The sequence below is a fragment of the Nesterenkonia rhizosphaerae genome (assembly GCF_039544555.1).
Taxonomy (GTDB): Bacteria; Actinomycetota; Actinomycetes; order Actinomycetales; family Micrococcaceae; genus Nesterenkonia; species Nesterenkonia rhizosphaerae.
This window is the reverse complement of record NZ_BAABLW010000005.1, coordinates 149,333-163,885: the sequence shown is the minus strand read 5'-3', so window position 1 is coordinate 163,885 and position 14,553 is coordinate 149,333. Positions and strand designations below refer to the sequence as shown.

15 protein-coding genes are annotated in these 14,553 nt (G+C 62.3%); 4 read left to right on the top strand and 11 right to left on the bottom strand.

What is annotated here, in order from left to right; translation table 11 throughout:
* Window positions 1-18: 18 nt before the first annotated feature.
* From ABEA23_RS05050 to ABEA23_RS05040, 3 genes are all read right to left on the bottom strand, one after another.
* Entirely contained in the window at window positions 19-615 is a 597-nt protein-coding gene (locus ABEA23_RS05050; protein ID WP_049897866.1) for an OmpA family protein, read from the bottom strand.
* Window positions 612-1,349 carry an HAD family hydrolase gene (locus ABEA23_RS05045; RefSeq protein WP_345476980.1) on the bottom strand — a complete coding sequence of 246 codons (738 nt, stop codon included), beginning with the start codon at window positions 1,347-1,349 and terminating at the stop codon, window positions 612-614. The genes ABEA23_RS05050 and ABEA23_RS05045 overlap by 4 nt, the downstream gene beginning before the upstream one ends.
* Before the next feature lie 162 nt (window positions 1,350-1,511).
* Window positions 1,512-1,715, bottom strand: coding sequence for a Flp family type IVb pilin (locus tag ABEA23_RS05040; RefSeq protein WP_044496241.1), 204 nt, complete (start codon window positions 1,713-1,715; stop codon window positions 1,512-1,514).
* 262 nt (window positions 1,716-1,977) lie between these two features.
* On the opposite strand from ABEA23_RS05040, the gene ABEA23_RS05035 reads away from it, so the two are divergent.
* Genes ABEA23_RS05035 through ABEA23_RS05025 form a run of 3 tightly spaced genes read left to right on the top strand, consistent with a single transcriptional unit; the run spans window position 1,978 to window position 4,096 of the window.
* Window positions 1,978-2,346 (top strand): DUF192 domain-containing protein, encoded by a 369-nt coding sequence (locus ABEA23_RS05035; RefSeq protein ID WP_345476979.1) that lies wholly within the window; start codon window positions 1,978-1,980, stop codon window positions 2,344-2,346.
* Entirely contained in the window at window positions 2,346-3,572 is a 1,227-nt protein-coding gene (locus tag ABEA23_RS05030) for a hypothetical protein (protein WP_345476978.1), read from the top strand. Before ABEA23_RS05035 ends, ABEA23_RS05030 begins: the two co-directional genes overlap by 1 nt.
* Window positions 3,569-4,096, top strand: a complete 528-nt coding sequence (locus ABEA23_RS05025; RefSeq protein WP_345476977.1) for a hypothetical protein — start codon at window positions 3,569-3,571, stop codon at window positions 4,094-4,096. Before ABEA23_RS05030 ends, ABEA23_RS05025 begins: the two co-directional genes overlap by 4 nt.
* 36 nt (window positions 4,097-4,132) lie before the next feature.
* Here the strand turns inward: ABEA23_RS05025 and ABEA23_RS05020 are convergent, their stop codons facing one another.
* The 7 genes from ABEA23_RS05020 to ABEA23_RS04990 all read right to left on the bottom strand — a co-directional run bounded on the left by ABEA23_RS05020 (window position 4,133) and on the right by ABEA23_RS04990 (window position 11,355).
* Window positions 4,133-4,669 (bottom strand): flagellar biosynthesis protein FlhF, encoded by a 537-nt coding sequence (locus ABEA23_RS05020; protein ID WP_345476976.1) that lies wholly within the window; start codon window positions 4,667-4,669, stop codon window positions 4,133-4,135.
* Window positions 4,670-4,722: 53 nt separating this feature from the next.
* Window positions 4,723-5,352, bottom strand: a complete 630-nt coding sequence (locus ABEA23_RS05015) for a prepilin peptidase (protein WP_345476975.1) — start codon at window positions 5,350-5,352, stop codon at window positions 4,723-4,725.
* Window positions 5,345-5,719, bottom strand: a complete 375-nt coding sequence (locus ABEA23_RS05010) for a hypothetical protein (RefSeq protein ID WP_345476974.1) — start codon at window positions 5,717-5,719, stop codon at window positions 5,345-5,347. Before ABEA23_RS05010 ends, ABEA23_RS05015 begins: the two co-directional genes overlap by 8 nt.
* A 143-nt stretch (window positions 5,720-5,862) precedes the next feature.
* On the bottom strand, window positions 5,863-7,644 hold the full coding sequence (locus ABEA23_RS05005; RefSeq protein WP_345476973.1) for an OmpA family protein: 1,782 nt from the start codon (window positions 7,642-7,644) through the stop codon (window positions 5,863-5,865).
* Window positions 7,641-8,894, bottom strand: a complete 1,254-nt coding sequence (locus ABEA23_RS05000) for a pyridoxal phosphate-dependent aminotransferase (protein WP_345476972.1) — start codon at window positions 8,892-8,894, stop codon at window positions 7,641-7,643. The genes ABEA23_RS05005 and ABEA23_RS05000 overlap by 4 nt, the downstream gene beginning before the upstream one ends.
* A gap of 24 nt (window positions 8,895-8,918) precedes the next feature.
* Complete coding sequence (locus tag ABEA23_RS04995; protein ID WP_345476971.1) at window positions 8,919-10,187, bottom strand: pyridoxal phosphate-dependent aminotransferase; 1,269 nt, start codon at window positions 10,185-10,187, stop codon at window positions 8,919-8,921.
* Window positions 10,188-10,254: 67 nt separating this feature from the next.
* Complete coding sequence (locus ABEA23_RS04990; protein WP_345476970.1) at window positions 10,255-11,355, bottom strand: glycine betaine ABC transporter substrate-binding protein; 1,101 nt, start codon at window positions 11,353-11,355, stop codon at window positions 10,255-10,257.
* A gap of 64 nt (window positions 11,356-11,419) precedes the next feature.
* On the opposite strand from ABEA23_RS04990, the gene ABEA23_RS04985 reads away from it, so the two are divergent.
* On the top strand, window positions 11,420-13,231 hold the full coding sequence (locus ABEA23_RS04985) for a tetratricopeptide repeat protein (RefSeq protein WP_345476969.1): 1,812 nt from the start codon (window positions 11,420-11,422) through the stop codon (window positions 13,229-13,231).
* Here ABEA23_RS04985 and ABEA23_RS04980 read toward each other — a convergent pair.
* A complete protein-coding gene (locus ABEA23_RS04980) occupies window positions 13,228-14,541 on the bottom strand; it encodes a phosphotransferase (RefSeq protein ID WP_345476968.1) in 1,314 nt (437 codons plus the stop codon). The genes ABEA23_RS04985 and ABEA23_RS04980 overlap by 4 nt on opposite strands.
* Window positions 14,542-14,553: the final 12 nt, after the last annotated feature.

The following is a 14,553-nucleotide window of genomic DNA, read 5'->3' as shown; positions in this document are numbered from 1 at the left end:
CTAGGACCCAGATCGGGCTCAGTCGCCGGGGCGGATCTCCACCCGACGGTTTGCTGCGTAGGTGGATGAATCCTCCGGGTCTTCTGCCACAGCCGGCTCGGTTTCGCCAAACCCTTCGACCGTCATCTGCAGATCAGGGCGTTCCTTCGCCAGAGCATCTGCTACCGCCTGGGCGCGGTTCTCCGAGAGCTCCTGGTTATCGAAGTCAAACAGGTCCTGATTCACCGGGTTGGAGTCGGTATGACCGTGAACCGCAATCGAAGCGCCCTCTGGAATCTCCTCCACCAGTGCAGCGATCGTCTCCCCGGCGTTCTCCGGAAGGTCCCATTTATTCGGGCTGAAGAGAATATCGGTCTCTAACGTGATGCCTTCTTCGGCGTCCCATTCTTCGCCCCCGAGGTGGGTGATCCACATCTGCGGATCATGATGGGTAGTCCACATTCGCAACAGGTCTTCTGAGAGGCTGGACTCCCACTCAGCACTCAACTGATCGGGGATCTCATTGTCCCCCACAGCCGGTCCCTGCTCAACAGCGGAAGCGGTAGAGACTGCGGTAACCGAGAACCCCAGGACCAGGAGACCGGATAAGCCTGAACGCACCAAGGACCGGGTCATCGGATGACCTCCACATCCTCGAAGGGGGGCAGATCCAGCTGCGGTATTTCCACATCGACCACGTCGATCTCATCCTCCGGTGCAGGCAGGAAGCCCCACCAGACGAAAGGCTCGCCGGAGGTCATCTCGGCACCCTCAACTTCACGAGCCCACTGAACATGACCCTCGAGGCCTAGGCTGCGGTGAGGGCGGATCACCTCGTATTTGACGTAATGCTGTCGGTCGATCAGCTGAGGAGCCAATTCCCGGTTACGCCAGTCCTGCCCACTGGTCTCGAGATTGTGCAGCTCGTAGTAATCCAGAGTCTCACCGTCATACTCCGGGTAAAACACCAGGGCTAACCGCATCACCTTGTCCTGCACCTCCACCGGGTAGACGTCCAGGGTAATCTCGCCACCGGGCGCACCCGGGGTGGGGTACGTCAGAGTGGAGTCGGGTTCGCCGAGCTCAAGCTCTTCAATGAAGTCCAGCCGCACTTCCTCAATCGAGTCATCGCCCTCAAGGCCTTCGGCATCCCCGTCGTCCTCGTCAGAGTCAGTACCCTCGGAAGGATCCGTCGCAGTTTCAGAGGATTGATCGTCCTCGGCCGGCTCAGGTGCCACCTCGGTCTCTGGTGAAGACTCTGCAGTTTCTGCTCCTGACTCTTCCTCGGCTGTACCCTCTGGGGCGCAGGCACTCAATACGAGCACCCCAGCTACCGCCAAACAGGCAGAATTTCGTGCGAACCGCGTCATCTTCCGTTCCCTTTCTGAACTCCAGTTACTGCAGAGACGCCCCCCCGCGCCAGAGATTACACTATGGCGCGAAGGGGCCTACTACGCCCGAAGGCGGCGTCTCATCCACTGATTCCAGGGATGAGACGCCGCCCACAAAGCGCTATGCCATTGCGTGAGAGGTCACCAGCTGCCACGCTCGGTGATGTTGGTGATCAGGTCGCTCACCTGACCGCTGAGCTCACTGCCCCAACCCGAGGCAGCACCAAGCAGGACCACAACCATCAGGCCGATCACCACAGCGATGCCGACGTATTCGATGGTGCCCTGGCCGGACTCACGGCGCTGGGAGATCAGGTTCATCAGGTTCAGGTAGTAGTTAGTCATCTCGGGTAATTCCTTTCCCATGTCAGCTCTACGCTGCTTCTTTTGGTTCGAAGCCTTGGATTTCGTTCTCTCCGGCCCCCTGCGATGACTACTTTGCCAAACCCACTGCCGCCCACCTAGGGCATGCGGTCCCAGTGATGGGCCCAACCTGCGAGTTGAGACCAGGGGCCCGCACAGTACGGACTGCAATTACCCGGGGCGCGCACAGCCGTGGCAGACTGAAACAGAGCATCAGAACAGTCCGAACAGGGGACGCCCACCGATGGCCAGCTACTCCACACAACTGAAGGAACTCTCGGCACGCGCTAAGACCATTCACATCGCCGTTGATGAGAACACGACATACGCCGTGCCACAGGCTGGGACTTTTCTCCGGCGTCTTACCGGGCTGCTCTTCGGAGGGGACACCGTCTTATTGCGGCCCTGCAACTCCGTGCACGGATTCGGTATGCGAAGGACCCTGGATGTTGCCTATATCGACAACTCTGGATCAGTGATTGACACCGCAGTGCTCAAGCCCTGGCGTGTCCACGCCCCCCGACGAGGGGCTATCGCTGTCTGGGAGCTGCCCGTGGGTGAACTCGAGCGCTTAGGTGTCACCCGCGGCAGCACACTGAGGTTCTCCATCTGATGAAGCTCCCCCGCCAACTGCCTTCGTTGACCAGCGCACTGTTGATCATCGTGGTGGTGCTGACTTCTCTCGTACTGGTGGTCGGCCGAGATGTCTCCCACCGCCTGACTCTCGCTGTCTGCACCGATACCGGGGAGTGCGGGGCCTTCCCACAGTCTCCTCCGGTGTGTCAGTACCACGGACGCGACCGAGCAGTGGCCCGCGCGTCCTTTGCTTTCGCCCAACAGCAGCCTGCAGAAACTGCTCGTTTGGTCCAGTACGGGGACGACTCCGCATCAGTGGTGGTCACCACCGAGCCCGACGTCGCGGAGGTGTACACCTTTCAACGCTGGGAAAATGCTCAGCGTTGGGTCCTCGACCATTCCTCTGCCCTGGGCGACGTGGCCAATGCTGCCGCAGGCCCCACAGGTCAACCTGTCCGCGACGGCTACCTACAGATGCTGCAACTCTTACAGCTAGACCACCAAGCTGCTATCACCCCCGAAAGCACCGTCCGAAACATCACAGATCCAGCCGGTGAGGGGTCCGCTGGAGCCGTGCATACCGACGACCAGGGGGCAGTGACTAAGCTATCGGTGATCATCCCCGACGGTTCCGCCACCCCGGAGCTACGTGGCCTGATGGACGAACTGGGAATGTGGGGGTTCTTCAGCTACACCGTAGAACTCGGGGCTGATTTGGCTCCCCGGCGACTGAAATTCGAGGGCCCCGCGGTGGCAGATTGGTCCCTTGACCAGCTGCGGTCCTCACGTGAGTACATCACTGCTGTAGCGCGGCCCGAGGAGGCGCCGAATCCGCAGACCAGCCCGGAAACTCCGTCCATCCTGCGCAGCTATGCACTGGATCTGACCCGAACGGCAAACGAGGCGCTCTACCGGGAGATCTTCGCCATGGAGAGCGTCGGCGGTGCCGCAGCGCCCCTTCTCACCGCCGAAGACCGGCTCTCCAACGGTGAACGGCGCGAACTCTATACCGGCATTGCCGATCGGATCCGAACCGATGCGGTGCTGGTGGAGACCGGTCACCGGATCATCGGCTCTGGAGACGTCACGCCCGATTTGCTCAGCGAAACAGCAAAGGGATTAGTGCTCAGAGACGCTCCAGTACAGGGCCCAAGCACTCGGTTAGTTGATGCCCGCACCGCTGACCTGAGCATCGCCTCAAGCCGATTTGAGCCTCTGCTCACATGCGAGGTCGAACCCGACTCGGAAGGGGACAGCTCATGACATTCACAGTGCACGTCCCAGCACTGAGCCGCGGCATCTTGCTTCATCTGGTGCTGAGCACCACACTGCTGGCCGTGGCGGTAGTGCTGGGGCCGCCGATAGCGTGGTTGACCGGTCAATCCGTGGTCGTGATTGTGCTCACTGTGCTGGCGGTGCTGACCCGAGCCGGCGTCGCACGCTGGCAGGCCCGGCCGCTGTGGCAGGCTGGCGCGAGCCTCGGAATGATCATGCGCACCTGTCTGTTCAGCGGGCTGACCGGCTACTCTCTGGTTTTTGGGCCCTTGAACCTGATGGGCATGGTCTCCGGCGGCGTGCTCCAGCAGTCCGGAGTCGCAGCACTGTTTGCCCTGATCGTCGACATCACGCTCATGCTAGCTGCCATTACCAGCGGCGCGCTGACTGCCGCCGTGCCGCCCAAGCGCCGGAAGACGTCTCGGTTGCTCTCCGCGGAGAACCTCCCCATGGTGCAGCAGATCCAGGAGGCCTTCGAAGAGAACCGACGCCGTCACCGGCAGAGCATTTAGGGGCGCCCCATTTGCGGCCGGGCTCTACCTGCCGAGTCAATTGCCGATGAACGCGATGAGCACACTCATCATCAGCACCAGCACCAGCAGGAAACGTCCGGCCCTGGCCAGCTGACGCGCCTTGTGCTGATCAGCGCCCAGCTGCTGCATCTGCTCATCCAGCGATACCTCGACCGGCTCAGCTCTGGGTTCAGGATTCTGATCGCTGCGCCCCTTCGGTGCGCGAGCCCGTCTGATGTCCCTGCGCCGCTGCGCCGGTTGCTCTCCAGGCTCGGGCTGCTCGCTGGGGCTGGGGCTGGGCAAGGGAGTATCAGACAGGCTCACCGGCAGTGCTGGGTACTGCGCTTGCCTGGGTTCCTCAGAGATATGAGGCAGCCACTGCGGGATATCGACTAAGTCCTCGCCACTTGGAGACGCCGCAGAAGGTGCCTTCTCAGCTGGCTCAGAAGTCTCGGCGGGCGCGGTGCTGACCTGCGGTTGCGCCCACTTGTGGTCGATCTCCTGCTGCTGCTGGAGCTGCTCTTGGAGCTGCTGTTGCCGCCGAGCTCCACCCAGCAACGATCTGCGCCTCATATTCTGCATCCTAACCGGCAACCCGCCGACAACATCGTCGGGAGGTACAAGCATCAATAAGTGAGTATCGCCAAGAGCAGTGCGCCGATGAGCAGATAAGGACCCAGCGCCAGATGAGCTCTGAGTCCGGCCAGTTTACCCAGCACGATCATGACGACCCCCGAGACCAGCGCAAGGATCAGCCCTAGGGTGATGCTGATGATCAGCACCGTGGGCCCCTGCCACCCCAGCACCAGTCCTAGGGATAGCATCAGCTTGACATCTCCGAAGCCCAGCTGCCCTTGTCCTAGGACAAAGAGGATAAAGAAGACGGCAGTAGCGGCGGCTGCGCAGGCTCCAGCCACGCCCAGCCTCCCCCAGTCCCCCGTCATCCATGCTGCAGCTGTCAATAGGACCGCACAGGCCAGCGCCAGCGGCTTGGTGATGACATCAGGCAGCCTGTGCTCGCGGATATCGATCGCTCCGAGAAGGCCTGAAGAAGCGGCAAACAGACCCAAAGCTGCGGTAGCCGGCCAGGATTCGCGGCTCAACGCTAAGGCCGCTGCTGTCAGTACCACTGAGATGGCCACCGTGGGCACCCAGAATCGCGGGCCCGCTGGACCGTCGGCCATCAGTCGGCCAGAGGAGCGCTCCTGATTTGGTGCCTCGGCCTGTACAGGCGGTGCGGACTGCTGTTCAGACATCAGCGGATTCTCTGGTCGTCATCATCAGCCGAATAAGCATCACCACACCCAGACCCACCACGGCTGTCACCGCACCTGCGCCAAGGGCATAACCGTAGGGCCCAAGATTCATTGAGTTCTCAGGCAGTCCCCGGCTCAGAATTACCAGAGCACTGGTGAGCAGTGCCGGCACCGGGATTACTGCGGTCAGGTGTCGGATCCATCCCCCGCGGCCATACTCGGCGTGGAAAACACTGGCTGCTATTGCCCCGAGTAAGGGGCACAGCAGGTAGATATACCTAGCGGGGGAAGTAATCACCAGATCGATCAGGAAGTACAGGATGGCGAACAACACCATGGACAACACCCAGCTGCGGATCACGTCCATGAGGTTTCCGGCTCTCTTCTGTCGTCTTCCCAGTGTCCTCACCACGGTAAACCTGAACGTCTGAGAATTATTGAGAGTTCGGGCCTATAGCTGTACCCAACTGCAACTTTGGGCCCAGGGGCCCTACGGTCGGGACCGCACCGTTAATCACTGAGCAGCTGGTCCAGGACGTCCTGCGGAAGCTGGAACTGTCCCGCATCGGGAAGGTGCACGATCACCGGCCCCTGGAGCTCCTGCGGCAGATGGAACTGGGCATACATGGGGCTGGCCTGCACCGGCAGCGTCTCGACGGTGCCTGCGACTTCGGTGCACAGACATCCCATGTCCCCCGAGCCCAGCGGAAAATACCGCCGATCAGTGGCTGCATCGATCAGACTCATATTTGCCAGGCCCGGGGAGTTTCCATCGCCTTGCGGGTTATCCCCGAAGTGCTGGGCGCCGCCCCGTTCGGGGTTGCCGGTGAACACCGTGCCCCGGTGTTGGATCCCCTTCGCTGAGGCCAGCCCAAAGCGCATAGTCACCAGGTTGCCCTCGCGCTGTGCGCCACGGACGTCGAAGCGAATATCTGTCCCGGAAGTGTCTCCTGGAGGGGCTTCGATGATGAACGACGCCAGGGCATCCGGTCCCGCCGGTGCTGGTTCAGCCTCCGGTAGGTCCTGCACACCGGCCTGGCCCAAGTCGATCTCCACCGCTGCTTCCTGGACAACCACCGGATAGCGGAAACTGACGCGCCTGTTGCGCGCCTGGTTCTCCGGGATGGGTTCTCCATCAGCATCAAGATTGGGCACCTGTGGCCGGGTGAAGCCATAGCCGATGGTCTCCAACGTGATGGAGTCATCCACCATGTCCTCGATGACCGCCAACACAGCCTCGGCTCGGTCCTGAGAGAGTTCCTGGTTAAGCTCAGCCGATCCCACGTTGTCAGTGTGCCCCTCTACGGTGACACTCGAGCCGGCAGCCTCCTCGTTGAGCTTCTCAGCAGCCGATTCGATGATGCTGGTTGCCTCCGGGTTCAGCTCTGCGGAGCCGAACTCGAAGAGCACATCTGCCGGCAGTGAGACTTCTTGGGTCTGCTCTTCGATGGTGGTGGTCACTCCGCTGAGCGTCTCGGTCCGAGCTGCCAATGGATAGCGCACCGCATAGCGCGCCCCGGCACCGTACCGCTCCGGAGGGTCTTCACCGGAGGTATGGGTGAAGAACCACGACGACGCCGGGTCGGGACGGATAAAAGGCTCGTTCTGGGTGATGGGCACCTCTGGGACAGGCTCGGCCCACTCTCCAAGGACAATATCGACGACGTCCGCCTCGGGCAGCGGGAAGTCCACAAAGATCAGCTCAGTGCGGTCGGGCTGTCCCTCGGCGGCACCAGAGAGCATGGAGCAGATGCATGTGCCGCGTCCCGGGACAGCGGTCTCCTGGCCGCCGGCTCCGGCGGCGTCCGATGGCGCGTCCGGCTCATCCTCCGGCTCGATCTGCGGCGGTGCGTGGTAATCGAAGACGTTTGATTCCCCGCGAAGCGGCTCGATGAGCTCACCGGTCTCACGGTCGGCGAGTCTGATGAAGGGAGTGGCCTCATAGCGGTGCTTATGCGAACTCAGGACGATGGAACCCAGTGCAGTGTCCCGTTGCGAAGGAAGCCAGGCTGCCACAAGGCGCGCATACTCGCCGTCGCTGTCTAAGGAAAGAACTTCTAGCTTGGCAGTAGCAAGCTGTGAGCTGTCCTCAGGTGCCGGGAGTTGGAGCACCGTCTCGGCAATGGCCTCGGGTAGAGCCTCATCGCGCCAGAAACCGTCGGCACTGGCAGCGCTGCTGGGCGATGCCGATTCGCTCGGTGAATGATCGACCGACTCCCCCGGTGCTCCACAGGAGACCAAGGCTAGGACCCCGATCATCCAGACCGCAGCGCGACCGGCCCGTGCTTTCATGCCGCCCGGGAAGCCTGATGTCGGTAATCAGCCAGGAACGCAGCGATACCGCCGATGGCATGTTCCAGATCCTCCACCGCCGGTAGCGTCACCAGGCGGAAATGCTGATCATCGATCCAGTTGAAGGCCCGGCCGTGAGAGACCAGAATCTTCTGCTGCCGCAGCAGCTCGATCACAAAAGTCTCATCGTCGGTGATCGGATAAATCTCAGGGTCCAGTCGGGGGAAGAGGTACAGGGCGCCGTCGGCGTTCTCCACCTGTACACCTTCAATCTGGCTGAGCATCTCAAACGCTTTATTGCGCTGTTCATAGAGCCGGCCCGCTGGCAGGATCAGATCCTTGATCGACTGATGACCTCCCAGCGCCGCCTGAATGGCGTGCTGAGCCGGAACATTGGCGCACATGCGCATATTCATCAGCAGGGTCAGGCCCTCGAGGTAGTTCTTCGCCCGATGCTTCGGCCCGGAGACGTAGATCCACCCGGAGCGGAAGCCTGCCACCCGCCAGGTCTTGGACAGCCCGGAGAAGGTGATGGTGAACACGTCGTCGCCCATGTCCCGGGCAACGGTGCAGGCGTTGATGGCTTCCACGCCGTCGTAGGTGATGTTCTCGTAGATCTCATCGGCCAGCAGCATCAGGTCATGCCGCCGGCAGATGTCCACCATCGCCTCGAGGATCTCCCGGGGATAGACCGCACCGGTGGGGTTATTGGGGTTGATCAGCACCAGTGCTTTGGTCCGGTCGGTGATCTTGGATTCGATCTCTTCTGGATCTGGCCACCAGTGGTTGTTCTCATCGCAGATGTAATGGACAGCCTTGCCACCAGCCAGCGTGGTTGCTCCGGTCCACAGCGGATAATCCGGAGCCGGGATCAGCACCTCATCCCCGCTGCCCAGCAGTGCCTGCAGCACCATGGAGATCAGTTCCGAGACTCCATTGCCCAAGTAGATGTCATCCGGGTCAGCCTCGGTCATGCCACGCGTCTGGTAGTACTGGGCGACGGCGACGCGTGCCGAGTAGATGCCCTGGGAGTCGGAATACCCCTGCGCGGTGGGCAGTTCCTTGATCATGGTCTGCAGGATCGAATCCGGTGCTTCGAAGCCGAATGGTGCGGGATTGCCGATGTTCAACCGGGTGATTCGGTGGCCCGCTCGTTCCAGCCGCGCCGCTTCCTGAGCGATCGGACCGCGCACGTCATAGCGCACGTTCTGCAGCTTGGGCGACTGGGTGAACTCCTCGAATTCCTGCATTCACCTATCATGCACCACAGCAGCTCATGCTCGCGCGAAGGCGTCCCTATAGTCGGCCAGGAAGTCAGCGATGCCTGCCACCGCCTCTTCGAGTTCTTCGACTGCGGGCAGCGTCACCAGACGGAAATGCTGATCATTGATCCAGTTGAAGGCCCGCCCGTGAGAGACCAGAATCTTCTGCTGCCGCAGCAGCTCGATGACAAAGGCCTCGTCATTGTCAATGGGGTAGATCTTGGGGTCCAGGCGGGGAAACAGGTACATGGCCCCGTCCATCTGCTCCACCTTCACACCTTCAATATCGGAGAGCAGCTTATAGGCGGCATTACGCTGCTCGTAGAGTCGGCCTCCGGGGTAGATAAACTCGTCAATGGACTGATATCCGCCCAACGCGGTCTGAATGGCATGCTGAGCGGGCACATTCGGGCACATCCGCAGATTCGACATCAGCGTCAGCCCTTCCAGGTAGTTCTTCGCCCGGTACTTGGGGCCCGAGATCAGAATCCAGCCTGAGCGGAAGCCGGCCACCCGCCAGGTCTTGGACAGCCCGGAGAAGGTGATGGTGAAGACGTCGTCGCCGGTGTCCCGGACCACTGTGCAGGCATTGATGGCCTCGGCGTCGTCGTAGGTGATCTTCTCGTAGATCTCATCAGCGAGCAGGATCAGATTATGGCGTCGACAGATGTCCACCATCGCCTCCAGGATCTCCCGGGGATAGACCGCGCCGGTGGGGTTATTCGGGTTGATCAGCACCAGGGCTTTGGTGGCCGGGGTGACTTTGGATTCAATTTCTTCTGGATCCGGCCACCAGCGGTTGTTCTCATCGCAGATGTAGTGCACGGCCCGACCGCCGGCCAGCGTGGTGACTCCAGTCCAGAGCGGATAGTCAGGGGCCGGGATCAGCACTTCGTCACCGGGGTTGAGCATGGCCTGCAGGACCATGGTGATCAGTTCCGAGACCCCGTTGCCCAGGATCACATCCTCGACCTCAGCGTCGCGCATTCCGCGGGACTGGTAGTACTGCGCGACGGCGGTGCGTGCGGAGTAGATGCCCTGGGAGTCAGAGTAGCCCTGCGCGGTGGGCAAGTTCTTAATCATGTCCACCAGGATTGAATCCGGGGCCTCAAAGCCGAAGGGCGCCATATTGCCGATGTTCAGCTTGGTGATCCGGTGCCCGGCATGCTCCAGGCGGGCTGCTTCCTCCGCGATCGGTCCCCGCACGTCGTAGCGGACGTTGCGCAGCTTCTGCGCCTGCTTGAACTCGGACTGCTGCGTCAGATCCTGAAACTGCTCCATGAACAGATTCTGCCTTATATTGTCAACAATCCGAAAGCCTACCGGGGCGTGTTCTCCTCGAGAAGCATTATCCCCAGTCCTCCGGCTCAGCGATCAGCTGTTCTTCCACCAGCCAATACTCGGCGGCTTCCTCGGGGCTGAGCCCCTGTTCGCCCTCGATGAGCCGACGCAAGGACAGCAGCGCCTCGTCCGTGAGTCGCTGCGAGATCTCCTGGGCCACCTCCGGAACATCTTCGGCGATCCGAGCTGAGACCAACGGCGCGTACTGATCCTGGGGGAATGCCCTGCCCTCGTCGGACAGAACCACCAGGGCATGATCCCCCACCCAGGGGTGAGACGAGGTGACGACGACGCCGTCGAGCTCTGCGGTGATCAGCTGCTGCAGCAAGTCATCCTCACTGCCATACGTCAGTTCAGCCGGGGCGCACTCATACATTTCCTCCAGCAGCGGCACCGGATTCGGCAGGTCTTCACGCACCCCGATCCGCAACTCCTCGCAGAACTCCCCCAGTTCTTGGATACCGGGTTCTGCCTCATCCGAGATCTCCGCCTCGGCAGCTGAGCTGGTAGTGATGATCAGCGCCTGGGAGAGCACCGCGGAAGTGGGCTCGAAGAGCTCAGCGCCGGTATATTCCTCAGACTCAAGTTCCTCCCGGATCAACTCGGTCAGATCATCCGGGGCCGCCGCGGGCCCGATGCTCTGGTTCTCATCAGGTGCAGTCAGCTCTGCGTAGCCTTCAGGATCCAGAGACTCTGCCAGCGGCATCGTGCGGGCCAGCACGATTTCGTAGCGCTGGTCCTCTTCGGATCCCGCGCCGTCAGATCCAGCCTCGTCCTCATCTGCCCCGGGCGCCGTCAACGGCTCAGCAGCAAGTGCTGCGGCAAGCTCCTCGGCTGGCCCTTCATGCTGGACCACAACCGTAGGAGACTCTCGGGAGTTCAGCGCCATCGCGTAGATCTGCGCCAGGGTCTGATCCAGCGGGTCTTCGCCCACCGCAATACGCCAGGCTCGCTCCAAGTCAACGCCGGTGGGCTCCTCCGCAGGGGGCGGCGGCTCCGAGCAGCCGGAGAGCACCAAGCCGATCAGTGCCAAGGGCGCCCAGAACTTGGTAGTGCGGATCGTCGCTGCGGGGGCTGAAGCAGTGCGGGATCCGGGCGCCGAAGTCATGGAGGCAATTCTAAAGGGGCCATGAGTGTGAGTCCTCACCGCCTGCGGGGCTACCCTTGTACAGATGAGCGGTGAAGCTGCTGACCTTAACCTGGAGATTCCCGGCTCCACAGCCTTGAGCAGGCGCCTGGAGGCGATCCTGCGTCACAGCGGCACCGGGAGTGAGCAGGCCCAGACCGCGCGCGGCTGGCTGGACCTGGCCTATGAGGCTGCCTACGGCGAGCACTACACCGCAGCGGCAGAAGCTGCTGAACGTGGTCTTCAGGCCCCGGGCTCCGCCGACCCGGAGAACCGACTGATGCTGCTGCGGGTTCTCTCAGGTGTCCACGAGATGCGCGGAGATACGGCGGCTTCTGCCCCCTACCTGCAGCAGCGTGTAGACCTGCTTCGTCAGCTGGGCCGAGATCGCCAGGCACAGCTGGAGGCGGAACTCGGGCCCATGCTGCTTCGCGAGCCGGATCGGGTGGAAGCCGAGATCCTGGCACGGGTTGCCGAAGAGCTCAACGACGCCGACGCCCCCGCCATCGCCCGCGCTGACGTGCTCTCTTCGCTGGCAGTGCGCAGGCTCAATGATGAGGGCCCCGAAGCTGCACTGCCGCTGATCGAAGAAGCCTGTCAGATTCTCACGGAACTGGGCCGGGTGGACGCCCTGGGCGGTGCCCGGATGTTCCTTGCCCACGCTCAGCTGTTGGCTTCACGTCCGCGCGAGGCGCTGTCCACCGCCGAGCTTGCACTGGCATCTCCGGCCAACCGTGCAGTGCGCGGGGCGATGGCCATGCTTCGGGCCACCATCCGGCACCAGGATGAGCAACCCGAAGATGCCTTGGCCGATGCCATGCTCTCCACTGAACTCTATGCAGCATGTGGTGTGCGCAAGGGAGCGGCCTCAGCGGCTGCGCTGCTGGCTGGACTCGCCTCAAGTCTGAACCAGCCCGAGACCGCAGTGCTGGCTTGGCGGGTGGCTGTTCAGCAGGCCGAGCTCGGCGAGTTCTCTGAGTCCCGGATGCTCACCTTGGCCCTGGGCCAGCAGTTGCTGGAAATGGAAGAACATGCTGAGGCCGAGAAAGTCCTCGATTCGCTCTCAGTGCGCCTGGCCAGCTCAGAGGCCGATCATTCCACTCGGGGTAGGGCGCTGATGGGGCTGGGGCACGCGGTGACCCAGCAGAAGCGCCCGCTTGAGGCGATGGAACACTGGGCCGAAGCCGCGGGTCAGTTCCTTGCCGCCGACGAGGTGGATGAGGCAGCACGTGCTCATCTGGCTGCCGGTGCCCTGGCAGCGTCCTTGGACCGGGTAGAACTGGCGCGCAACCACTACGAACGTGGCCTACAGCTGGCTGACCAGGGCCGTGACACTGACCCGCTGATGCTGCTGCAGGCTCTGCACTCACTCGGGCATCTGCTCTGCCGCCACGATGAACCCTCCGGACTGGACTACCTGGACAGGGCGCTGCGGATTGTGGATGAGCATGGCACGGATTGGCAGCGTGCTGATATCACTGATACCCGCGCACGCAGCCTCACCGCCCTGGGACGTGGCCGCGAGGCAGTGGCTGCCGCGCTGGAAGCAGCTGATCTCTTCAGCGAATCCGGTGACGAGGAGGCCGCTGCGGACGCTGAGATCTTCGCTGCCACAGTGCTGCTGCAGATGGCACAGGCTGAGGAGGCCGAGGCGCTCTTCCGGCTGGCCGCTGAGCAGCGGGACATTTCTGATGCGCTGCTGGCTACGTCACTGGAGGGGCAGCTGGAAGCCCTGCGCGATCTTGGCAAGCTCGACGCTGCCGAGCAGATTCAACGTCAGCTGGAACATCTCAATGCATCGCTGGGAGATCAGCCAGACGCTCAGCAAAACACCGATCAGCGCGACTTCGAGGATTAAAGCGCAGCTGGCCAGCTCGGCAGGTCTCCTGCCTCGGGAGCGAGCCCGACGAGGACCTCTGCGCAGCGCAGCCGGTGCTCAGCCTGCGCCTCCCAGTCGCTGCGGCGCGCGTCACGGGCACCTGCCACCAGAGACAGCGCCACCGATGCAGCTCGTATCTTCAGCGCCTGCGGATCCACTTCCGCGGCAAAAACCCGGGCGAACCGGTCAAATGCGGCAGGAGCGTGAATATAGCGGGAGTCCACGGCAGGAAGCACAGCAAGATGCCCCAGGAAGCAGGCCAGATCATCCACGCGGTGGCCGGGACCTAAAGAGTCGACGTCGAGCAGACAGGAAACTCGCGAATCGCTCATGAGCACATTGGCTTCATAGAAGTCCCCGTGGGTGGGCACCACAGGTCCGCGGTCGGTCAGCGGCAAACCAGTGAGGATGTGATCCTCCAGCCTGCGAATCCGATCGACAGCCGCCGGCAGCGCAGAGATCGCCGCTGAGGCATACGCCGGCAGCCGATCGGTCCAGGCATCGCGGGCGGGAAGGGTCATCACTTCTGCTGGCAGCTGGTTCAGAAGGTTCAAGAAATCTCGCGGATTCACCGTCGCTGCGCCGTCGGCAAGGAAATACTCGGCCAGTGAGACCCCATCACCCTGTTCCAGTGCCACCACGTCACTGACTGGTTCGCGCACGGGAACCGGTGCAGGGATACCGGTCTCCAGCAGCATGCGGTGCCGGGCATCAAGATCCTTGGCCCGCCCGGTGCGCAGCACTTTGAGATACACGCGGGAACCATCGGAGAAATCAGCGGCGATCACGGCGCGACGCAGCGGCCGGTAACTGATGGTCTCCAGCGCCGTCAGCCTGCGCCCATTGCCCCAGGTGTGCGCCACCGTTGCCGGGTCCGTGGCCAGCGGCAACCCCGGCAAGGCGGGGTCCAGCGGATGCTGCCAGATAGCCAGTCGACCGGAGGGGCAGTAGGAGATATTCACCCCCTCAGCCTCAGCGGGGATGTTCTCCGTGGTCATCCCCACATAAAGGTCATCCACATGATCAGAGGTCTCGGTATACACACCGGAGTGACCTGCGGCTAGGACTGGCCGCGCGGTGGACACGCGGAAAATACCGGTGACCCCAGCGCCTGGCCGGTGCTGGACAGATTCAAGGTGAATACTGGTGGCGTAAACCCCGCTTTCCTGCAGGGCTGCGGAGATCGGCGAATGCGCGTCATAGGACTCGAGGAAAGCCAGCTGCCTATTCTCCTCTTCGGCACGAGTGGCCGAAGGCGCCGCCCGGGGCGTGGACGGCAGATCATTCACTGGTGCCTGCAC

Coding starts and splice junctions, on each gene's coding strand:
- ABEA23_RS05035 (WP_345476979.1), top strand. CDS start 1,978: ATGGCCAGCTACTCCACACAACTGAAGGAACTCTCGGCACGCGCTAAG.
- ABEA23_RS05020 (WP_345476976.1), bottom strand. CDS start 4,669: ATGAGGCGCAGATCGTTGCTGGGTGGAGCTCGGCGGCAACAGCAGCTC.
- ABEA23_RS05005 (WP_345476973.1), bottom strand. CDS start 7,644: ATGAAAGCACGGGCCGGTCGCGCTGCGGTCTGGATGATCGGGGTCCTA.
- ABEA23_RS05015 (WP_345476975.1), bottom strand. CDS start 5,352: ATGTCTGAACAGCAGTCCGCACCGCCTGTACAGGCCGAGGCACCAAAT.
- ABEA23_RS05000 (WP_345476972.1), bottom strand. CDS start 8,894: ATGCAGGAATTCGAGGAGTTCACCCAGTCGCCCAAGCTGCAGAACGTG.
- ABEA23_RS04995 (WP_345476971.1), bottom strand. CDS start 10,187: ATGGAGCAGTTTCAGGATCTGACGCAGCAGTCCGAGTTCAAGCAGGCG.
- ABEA23_RS04990 (WP_345476970.1), bottom strand. CDS start 11,355: ATGACTTCGGCGCCCGGATCCCGCACTGCTTCAGCCCCCGCAGCGACG.
- ABEA23_RS05025 (WP_345476977.1), top strand. CDS start 3,569: ATGACATTCACAGTGCACGTCCCAGCACTGAGCCGCGGCATCTTGCTT.
- ABEA23_RS04985 (WP_345476969.1), top strand. CDS start 11,420: ATGAGCGGTGAAGCTGCTGACCTTAACCTGGAGATTCCCGGCTCCACA.
- ABEA23_RS05010 (WP_345476974.1), bottom strand. CDS start 5,719: ATGGACGTGATCCGCAGCTGGGTGTTGTCCATGGTGTTGTTCGCCATC.
- ABEA23_RS05040 (WP_044496241.1), bottom strand. CDS start 1,715: ATGACTAACTACTACCTGAACCTGATGAACCTGATCTCCCAGCGCCGT.
- ABEA23_RS05030 (WP_345476978.1), top strand. CDS start 2,346: ATGAAGCTCCCCCGCCAACTGCCTTCGTTGACCAGCGCACTGTTGATC.
- ABEA23_RS05050 (WP_049897866.1), bottom strand. CDS start 615: ATGACCCGGTCCTTGGTGCGTTCAGGCTTATCCGGTCTCCTGGTCCTG.
- ABEA23_RS05045 (WP_345476980.1), bottom strand. CDS start 1,349: ATGACGCGGTTCGCACGAAATTCTGCCTGTTTGGCGGTAGCTGGGGTG.